4 protein-coding genes are annotated in these 7,771 nt (G+C 65.8%); 2 read left to right on the top strand and 2 right to left on the bottom strand.

The annotated features are described in order from the left end of the window. Positions 1–599: 599 nt before the first annotated feature. Positions 600–857, bottom strand: coding sequence for a hypothetical protein (locus tag ACFFJ6_RS17725; protein WP_378390204.1), 258 nt, complete (start codon positions 855–857; stop codon positions 600–602). Positions 858–928: 71 nt separating this feature from the next. Here ACFFJ6_RS17725 and ACFFJ6_RS17720 point away from each other — a divergent pair, with 71 nt between their 5' ends. Both ACFFJ6_RS17720 and ACFFJ6_RS17715 read left to right on the top strand, forming a co-directional pair. Further along, positions 929–2,974: a peptidoglycan DD-metalloendopeptidase family protein gene (locus ACFFJ6_RS17720; protein WP_378390202.1), complete on the top strand. Its 2,046-nt coding sequence runs from the start codon at positions 929–931 to the stop codon at positions 2,972–2,974. A gap of 176 nt (positions 2,975–3,150) precedes the next feature. Next, positions 3,151–4,779, top strand: coding sequence for a Vgb family protein (locus ACFFJ6_RS17715; RefSeq protein WP_378390199.1), 1,629 nt, complete (start codon positions 3,151–3,153; stop codon positions 4,777–4,779). Positions 4,780–4,953: 174 nt separating this feature from the next. Here the strand turns inward: ACFFJ6_RS17715 and clpB are convergent, their stop codons facing one another. Beyond that, entirely contained in the window at positions 4,954–7,593 is a 2,640-nt protein-coding gene (gene clpB / locus ACFFJ6_RS17710) for an ATP-dependent chaperone ClpB (RefSeq protein ID WP_378390197.1), read from the bottom strand. Positions 7,594–7,771: the final 178 nt, after the last annotated feature.

Here is a 7,771-nt window from a genome sequence, read left to right as displayed (position 1 = left end):
GCTGATCACAACGTTTGACGAGGTCCCACCATTGCATCAGCCTCAGATCCGAAAATCCAAAAACCGACACTCGTCGCCGCGCTTCACAGCGCAAGCGAACATGGTGTTTCCTTGAAACGTGTATCCGCCGAAGTCTTTCGTCCGGCCTCAATCCCCAAAGCCGAAGCTTCGAAAATCAAGACCCGCAAGGACTCCGCCGTCCACGTTTCTCTTTCTTCTTCTCAACTTGTCAAACAGCCCGGAGCCCGAAAGCCCCAAAAACCCAAGATCTCGTCGACCTCGAATTTCACTCCTACACTTAATAGGAGCTTGGAAGACCCGACCCGACGGCAATTGGCAACCGACAACTATCGGCTGCTCAAGCACTCATCGAATGCATGGATCTTACCGAGACACAGAAGCGCGCTGGGCCCGTGGGGGTCAGCGGCGCCGCGCTCAGTGGCCGCCTTATAGGCCACGCGTTTCGGAGCTGTCAACGGCTTCGTCAGAAAAATGTCGTGTGCCGGTGGAAAATCAATTTCGGTCGGAAATACAAAGCCTTCGCAACAGCGCGCCGTACTGAAGCCACATTCCTCGGACGTTCTCCCAAGCAAGACAGGCTAAAAATTTCCGCGTTGCCCGATCGGCAGCCCGGATCCCGCCAGGTCAAGGATCGCGATCGTGACGCTTTCATCGCAAATTCCTTTCGGGCGTGCGGCCTCGAACCTTTCCCGCCATTGACGTTCGCGGCGGCTGCCAGCAATTTGGCGCCCTCTTGTCGAACGTCCGCGGCGCAGGTCCGGCTCCTTGATACGCACGCGTGGCGCATCATCGAGGACCGGGCAGCCGGAGGCTCCGAAGATCGCTGCGATCTTCACAGAACCTCCGCCAAGTCAGGGACACTTGCCGGTGGCCGAGCCGCGGGCGAGGATATTTGGGGGACGGCGGATTGAGCCAGAGATTGTCACGCGGACGTAGCGGGCACGAGGTCGGCTTTATCGACCTTGGGCACGAGCCGCCGCTTTCCGTCGATGGCTCCGAAGCCGCGGTGATCGATCGCCGCCGCGTCTCCGTGCAATGGTTCAGCGGCACGATTCTGACCGGACTGTGCGGCGCAGCCTTGATCGGCGGCGCCGTTTTCGCATCGCTCGACGGCGAGACGACGTTCGCCAAGGCGCCGGAGCGCGTCGAAGCGGCGCTGCGCGGCGCCTTCGGCGCCGACAAGACGGCGGCTCTGCACAAGAGCGACCGGCTGCCGCCGCCGAGCGAATCACAGGCGGCCCGCAGCGTCATCCGCGTCTCCACCGTCACCCGCGTCGGCAATCGCGACGTCGTTCGCGTCCGCCCCTTCATCAAGATCGCCGGCAACCTGTCGCTCAGCACCAGCGACCTCAGCGCCAAGATCCCGCCCTTCAACGCGCAACGCATGCTGAGCGATGTCGGCTCGACCGCGCCGGCGGAAGACGCGCAGAATCCCGAGGCGGTCGAGCCCGACGCCGAAGTCTCCTTCGTGACCCGCGATCTCGGCCAGGTGCTGCCGCGCGCCAAGATCGCCGGCCAGATCCCGCCCGACGAGATCCTGATGCGGGTACGTGACGCCGCGAACTGGAAGGGCAACAGCGGCGTGCGCTACGCCAGCGCCACGGCCGGCGACATCGGCGGCGACATGAAGCTCGGCTACGCGCCGGAAGGCCCCTCCGCCGATCCTTACGCGGGTTTCGAAACCCGAATCGTCCCCGAGAACGTCACCCTGCTGCCGAAGACCAAGGAGCAGGTGACCGGCGGCAACCCGACCGGCGAACGCGTGCACGTCGTCAAGAAGGGCGACACCGTGGTGTCGGTGCTGCGCGACCAGGGCGCCAGCGAAGACGACGCCAACGCGGTGGCCGCCGCGCTCGGCGCACGCGGCCGCAGCGGCGGCCTGAAGGAAGGCCAGAAGCTCCGCATCCTGATGGAGCCCTCCGGCGCCGGCAAAGCCCCGCAGCCGTTCCGGGTGATCATCGCGGGCGATTCGGCCGTCGAGGCCGTGGCGGCGCTGTCCGATCTCGGCCGCTACGTCGCGGTGGACGTCCAGGCCCTCAACACCGTCAGCGACACCGCCGACAACAGTGAGGACGAGGAGGACGACGGCACCGGCGTCCGCCTCTACCAGTCGATCTACGAGACCGCCATGCGCAACAAGGTGCCGCAGGCGATCATCGACGACATGATCAAGATCTACTCCTACGACGTCGACTTCCAGCGCAAGGTGCAGGCCGGCGACTCGTTCGAAGTGTTCTATGCCGGCGACGACGAGAGCACCGCGGCGGTCGAGAAGAACGACGTGCTGTTCGCCTCGCTCACGGTCGGCGGCGAAACCAAGAAGTACTACCGCTTCCAGACTCCCGACGACTCGGTGGTCGATTTCTACGACGAGACCGGCAAGAGCGCGAAGAAGTTCCTGGTGCGCAAGCCGGTCAACAACGCGATCATGCGCTCCGGCTTCGGCGGCCGCCGCCATCCGATCCTCGGCTACGTCAAGATGCACACCGGCGTCGACTGGTCGACGCCCTACGGCACCCCCATTTTTGCTTCCGGCAACGGCGTGATCGAGAAGGCCGGCTGGGAAGGCGGCTACGGCAAGTACATCCGCATCAAGCACAACAACGGCTACGAGACCGCCTACGGCCATATGTCGGCGTTCGCCAAGGGCATGGAGCCGGGCAAGCGCGTGCGCCAGGGCCAGGTGATCGGCTTCGTCGGCTCGACCGGCCTGTCGACCGGCGCGCATGTGCACTACGAAATCCTGGTCAACGGCCGCTTCGTCGATCCGATGCGCGTGAAGCTGCCGCGCGGCCGCTCGCTCGACGGCCCGCTGCTCGCCAGCTTCGAAAAAGAACGCGACCGGCTCGACGCGATGATGACCAACCGCAACGCGCCGCGCTTCGCCGAAGACCTCACCGCCGCAACGCCGGTGCGCAGCAACGTCAGCGCGTCGGCGCAGGCCAAGCGCTAGACAGCACTACTTTTCCTCAGCCCTGCCCCACATTCGTCGCGTCGCGATGACGTGCCTGTTCGCGCGCGACCGTGATGATCCGTTGCCGCAGCGCACGCGCCGAATCCGCTTGCCAAGGGACTGACCGCGCCAAATACTCGCGGTCCAAAAACAAAACAGTACCGGGAGAAAACGCGATGACGAACAAACTTGCGCTGGGCGCGAGTGCGCTGGTGTTCGGGCTGCTGATGGCCGCCGCCGCGCGGGCGGACGAGTATCAGGTCACCAAGCTGGTCGAAGGCTCGGCGTTTCACGGCGTGCACGGGCTCGGCATCGACAAGAGCGGGCGACTGTTCGCCGGCAGCGTGGCGGGCGCCGCGTTGTACGAGGTCGATCGTGCCAACGGCACGGCCAAGATCGCGGTGCCGACGCCGGAAGGCATGGCCGACGACATCGCCTTTGCGCCGGACGGCACGATGGCCTGGACGGCGTTTCTCACCGGCGATCTCTATGCCCGCAAGGGCGACGGCCCGATCAAGAAGCTCGCGTCCGGCCTGCCTGGTATCAACTCGCTCGCCTTCCGCAAGGACGGCCGCCTCTACGCCACGCAGGTGTTTCTCGGCGACGCGCTGTACGAGATCGACGTCGAGGGCGTGAAGCCGCCGCGCAAGATCATGGAGAAGATGGGCGGGCTGAACGGCTTCGAATTCGGCCCCGACGACAAGATCTACGGGCCGCTGTGGTTCAAGGGCCAGGTCGCGGCGGTCGATGTCGACAAGGGCGAACTCAGCGTCGTCGCCGACGGCTTCAAGATTCCGGCGGCGGCGAATTTCGACTCCAAGGGCAATCTCTATGTGCTCGACACCGCGCTCGGCCAGCTCGTCCGGGTCGATATCAAGACCGGCGCCAAGCAGGTCGCCGCGCAGCTCAAGCCGTCGCTCGACAATCTGGCGATCGACGCGCAGGACCGCATCTTCGTCTCCAACATGGCCGATAACGGCATTCAGGAGGTCGATCCGGCGACCGGCACGGCCAAGCAAGTGATCATCGGCAAGCTGGCGTTTCCGGCCGGCATCGCCGTGGTGTCCGACGGCGGCAAGGACACGATCCACGTCGCCGACGTGTTCGCCTATCGCAGCGTCGATGGCGCGACCGGCGAGGTGCGCGAGCTGGCACGGATGCACGCGGACGGCGTCACGCTGGAATATCCGATGAGCGCCACCGCCAAGGGCAACGAGGTGATCCTGTCGAGCTGGTTCACCGGCACCGTGCAAGTGATCGACCGCGCCACCGGCAAGTCGCAGGAGATGATGCACGACTTCAAGGCGCCCTACGATGCGATCCGGCTCGCCAACGGCAAGCTGATCGTCGCCGAGCTCGGCAGCAAATCGCTGGTCGAAGTCTCCGGCGAGCACGGCAAGGACCGCAAGCCGATCGCCACCGACCTCGCCGGCCCGGTCGGCCTCGCGCAAGCGAGCGATGGCGCGATCTACGTCACCGAGGCGTTCGCCGGGCAGATCAGCAAGATCGATCCGGCGAGCGGCGCCAAGACCGTGGTGGCGAAGGATCTGAAAATGCCGGAAGGACTAGCGCTTTCGCCGTCCGGCAAGCTGATCGTTGCGGAAGTCGGCGCCAAGCGCGTGGTCGAAATCGATCCGGCGGATGGGAAAGTCACCGAACTCGCCGGCAACCTGCCGATCGGCCTCGTCCCCGCCCCCGGCCTGCCGCCCACCAACATGACCACCGGCGTCGCCGTCGGCGCCACCGGCACGATCTACGTGTCGTCGGACATCGAGAACGCGATTTATAAGATCGCGAAGAAGTAGTAGAGCCCCAGCGCTCTCCGTCCGTGCCCCGGACGCTGCGCAACGCGCCGCGCTTGCGGCGTGGTGCGCTGCTGATCCGGGGCCCCGGTGTCTACGGCAGCAAATCAAGCAAGAAACCGGGGTCCCGGATCAGCGGCGCAGCGCTGCGCGCTACGCCTTGTCCGGGACACGGGGTTAGTTCAGCATCCGCTTCGGCGGCCGCCCCGTGAACGGCTCGATGTCGGCAGTGTGGGGCGGCTGGCCGTTGAAGGTCAGGACGCCGCCTTCGACCGAGATCGCGACGGTGTCGCCGTCCTTGACCGTGCCGTCGAGGATCATCTCGGCGAGCGGGTCCTGGACATGGCGCTGGATCACCCGCTTCAGCGGACGGGCGCCATAGGCCGGGTCCCAGCCCTTTTCGGCGAGCCAGTCGCGTGCGGAGGCGTCGAGGTCGAGCACGATCTTGCGGTCCTCGAGCAGCTTTGCCAGGCGGCCGAGCTGGATATCGACGATCCGGCCCATCTCGCTCTTCTGCAAGCGGTGGAACAGGATGATCTCGTCGACGCGGTTGAGGAATTCGGGGCGGAAGTGGGCCCGCACCATTCCCATCACCTGCTCGCGCACCACGCCGGTGTCCTCGCCTTCCGGCTGGGCCACCAGATACTCGCTGCCGAGGTTCGACGTCATCACGATCAGCGTGTTGCGGAAGTCCACGGTGCGGCCCTGGCCGTCTGTTAGGCGGCCGTCATCGAGCACCTGCAGCAGCACGTTGAACACGTCCGGATGCGCCTTCTCGATCTCGTCGAACAAGACGACCTGATACGGCCGTCGCCGAACGGCTTCGGTCAGCGCCCCGCCCTCGTCATAGCCGACATAGCCGGGAGGCGCGCCGATCAGCCGGGCCACGGAGTGCTTCTCCATGTATTCCGACATGTCGAGCCGGACCATCGCGGTCTCGTCGTCGAACAGATACTGCGCGAGCGCCTTGGTCAGCTCGGTCTTGCCGACGCCGGTCGGGCCCAGGAACATGAACGAGCCCATCGGCCGGTTCGGATCCTGCAGGCCGGCGCGGGCACGGCGGACCGCGGTCGACACCGCATGCACGGCCTCGAACTGGCCGACCACGCGCTTGCCGATCTGATCCTCCATCCGCAGCAGCTTTTCCTTCTCGCCTTCGAGCATCTTGTCCACCGGCACGCCGGTCCAGCGCGACACCACCTGTGCGATGTGGTTGGCGGTGACCGCCTCCTCCATCATCTCGCCGGTGTTCTCGTTGGCCTCGATGTCGGCCAGCTTCTTCTCCAGCTCGGGGATCCGGCCATAGGCCAGCTCGCCGGCGCGCTGATACTCGCCGCGACGCTGCGCGTCCGCGAGTTCGAGCCGCAAGCCGTCGAGTTCGCTCTTCAGCTTCTGCGCATTGGAGAGCTTGTTCTTCTCCGCGCTCCAGCGCTGCGTCAGCGCCGCCGACTTCTCCTCGAGGTCGGCCAGCTCCTTCTCGAGCGTGACCAGACGCGTCTTGGAGCCGACGTCGCTTTCCTTCTTCAGCGCCTCCTGCTCGATCTTGAGCCGCACGATTTCGCGGTCCATCGAATCGAGCTCTTCCGGCTTGGAGTCGACCTGCATCTTCAGCCGCGCCGCGGCTTCGTCCATCAGGTCGATCGCCTTGTCGGGCAGGAAGCGGTCGGTGATGTAGCGGTTCGACAGCGTCGCCGAGGCGACGATCGCCGAGTCGGCGATGCGGACGCCGTGGTGCTGCTCGTACTTGTCCTTCAGGCCACGCAGGATCGAGATCGTATCCTCGACCGTCGGTTCGGACACGAACACCGGCTGGAAGCGCCGCGCCAGAGCGGCGTCCTTCTCGACATGCTTGCGATACTCATCGAGCGTGGTGGCGCCGATGCAGTGCAGCTCGCCGCGGGCGAGCGCGGGCTTCAGGAGGTTGGACGCGTCCATGGCGCCGTCCGCCTTGCCGGCGCCGACCAGCGTGTGCATCTCGTCGATGAACAGGATGATGCCGCCTTCGGCCGCGGTGACCTCGTTGAGCACGGCCTTCAGCCGCTCCTCGAACTCCCCGCGATATTTCGCGCCGGCGATCAGCGCGCCCATGTCGAGCGCCAGCAGTTTCTTGTCCTTGAGGCTCTCCGGCACGTCGCCATTGAGGATGCGCAGCGCCAGGCCCTCGACGATGGCGGTCTTGCCGACGCCGGGTTCGCCGATCAGCACCGGATTGTTCTTGGTCCGGCGGGACAGGACTTGAATCGTGCGGCGGATCTCCTCGTCGCGGCCGATCACCGGGTCGAGCTTGCCGTCGCGCGCCGCCTGGGTCAGGTCGCGGGCGTATTTCTTCAGCGCGTCATAGGCGTTTTCGGCCGTGGCGGAATCCGCCGTGCGGCCCTTGCGCAGCGCGTTGATGGCGGCGTTGAGGTTCTGCGGGGTGACGCCGCCCTTGGCGAGCAGCTGGCCGGCCTCGCTGTCCTTGTCGAGCGCCAGCGCGAGCAGCAGCCGCTCGACGGTGACGAAGCTGTCGCCCGCCTTCTCGGCCGCCTGTTCGGCGCCGTCGAGCGCGCGGGCGGTCGCCGGGGCCAGATAGACCTGGCCGGCGCCCGAGCCGGACACTTTCGGCATCTTGCCGAGCGCTTCTTCGGTCGCCTTGAGAATCGCACGGGAATTGCCGCCGGAGCGGTCGATCAGACCGCCGGCGAGCCCTTCGGAATCGTCGAGCAGAACTTTGAGGATGTGCAGCGGCGAGAACTGCTGATGGCCCTCGCGGACGGCAAGCGATTGCGCCGACTGGATGAAGCCGCGCACGCGTTCGGTGTATTTTTCTGGGTTCATGATCTGGTGTCCCTCAGCCTGCCATCGGCGCCTCGAAAGCACGCGGATGGCATCTTCATTGGGGTTCCACCGGCCGCGTTGATGGTCGTCAACCGGCGGCGGTCGTCGCCGCGTCCGACACCGGCAGCGGCTTGACGCAAATGTGGGCATCGGTTCCGAAAACGGAAGGGCTTTCGTC

This window comes from Rhodopseudomonas telluris (assembly GCF_042432815.1).
Lineage (GTDB): Bacteria > Pseudomonadota > Alphaproteobacteria > Rhizobiales > Xanthobacteraceae > Rhodopseudomonas > Rhodopseudomonas telluris.
Note: the sequence above shows the minus strand (reverse complement) of the source record. Positions and strands in the feature narration are given on the sequence as shown.

Excerpts from the sequence above, each read along its gene's own strand:
- clpB (WP_378390197.1), bottom strand. The coding sequence starts at position 7,593 with ATGAACCCAGAAAAATACACCGAACGCGTGCGCGGCTTCATCCAGTCG.
- ACFFJ6_RS17715 (WP_378390199.1), top strand. The coding sequence starts at position 3,151 with ATGACGAACAAACTTGCGCTGGGCGCGAGTGCGCTGGTGTTCGGGCTG.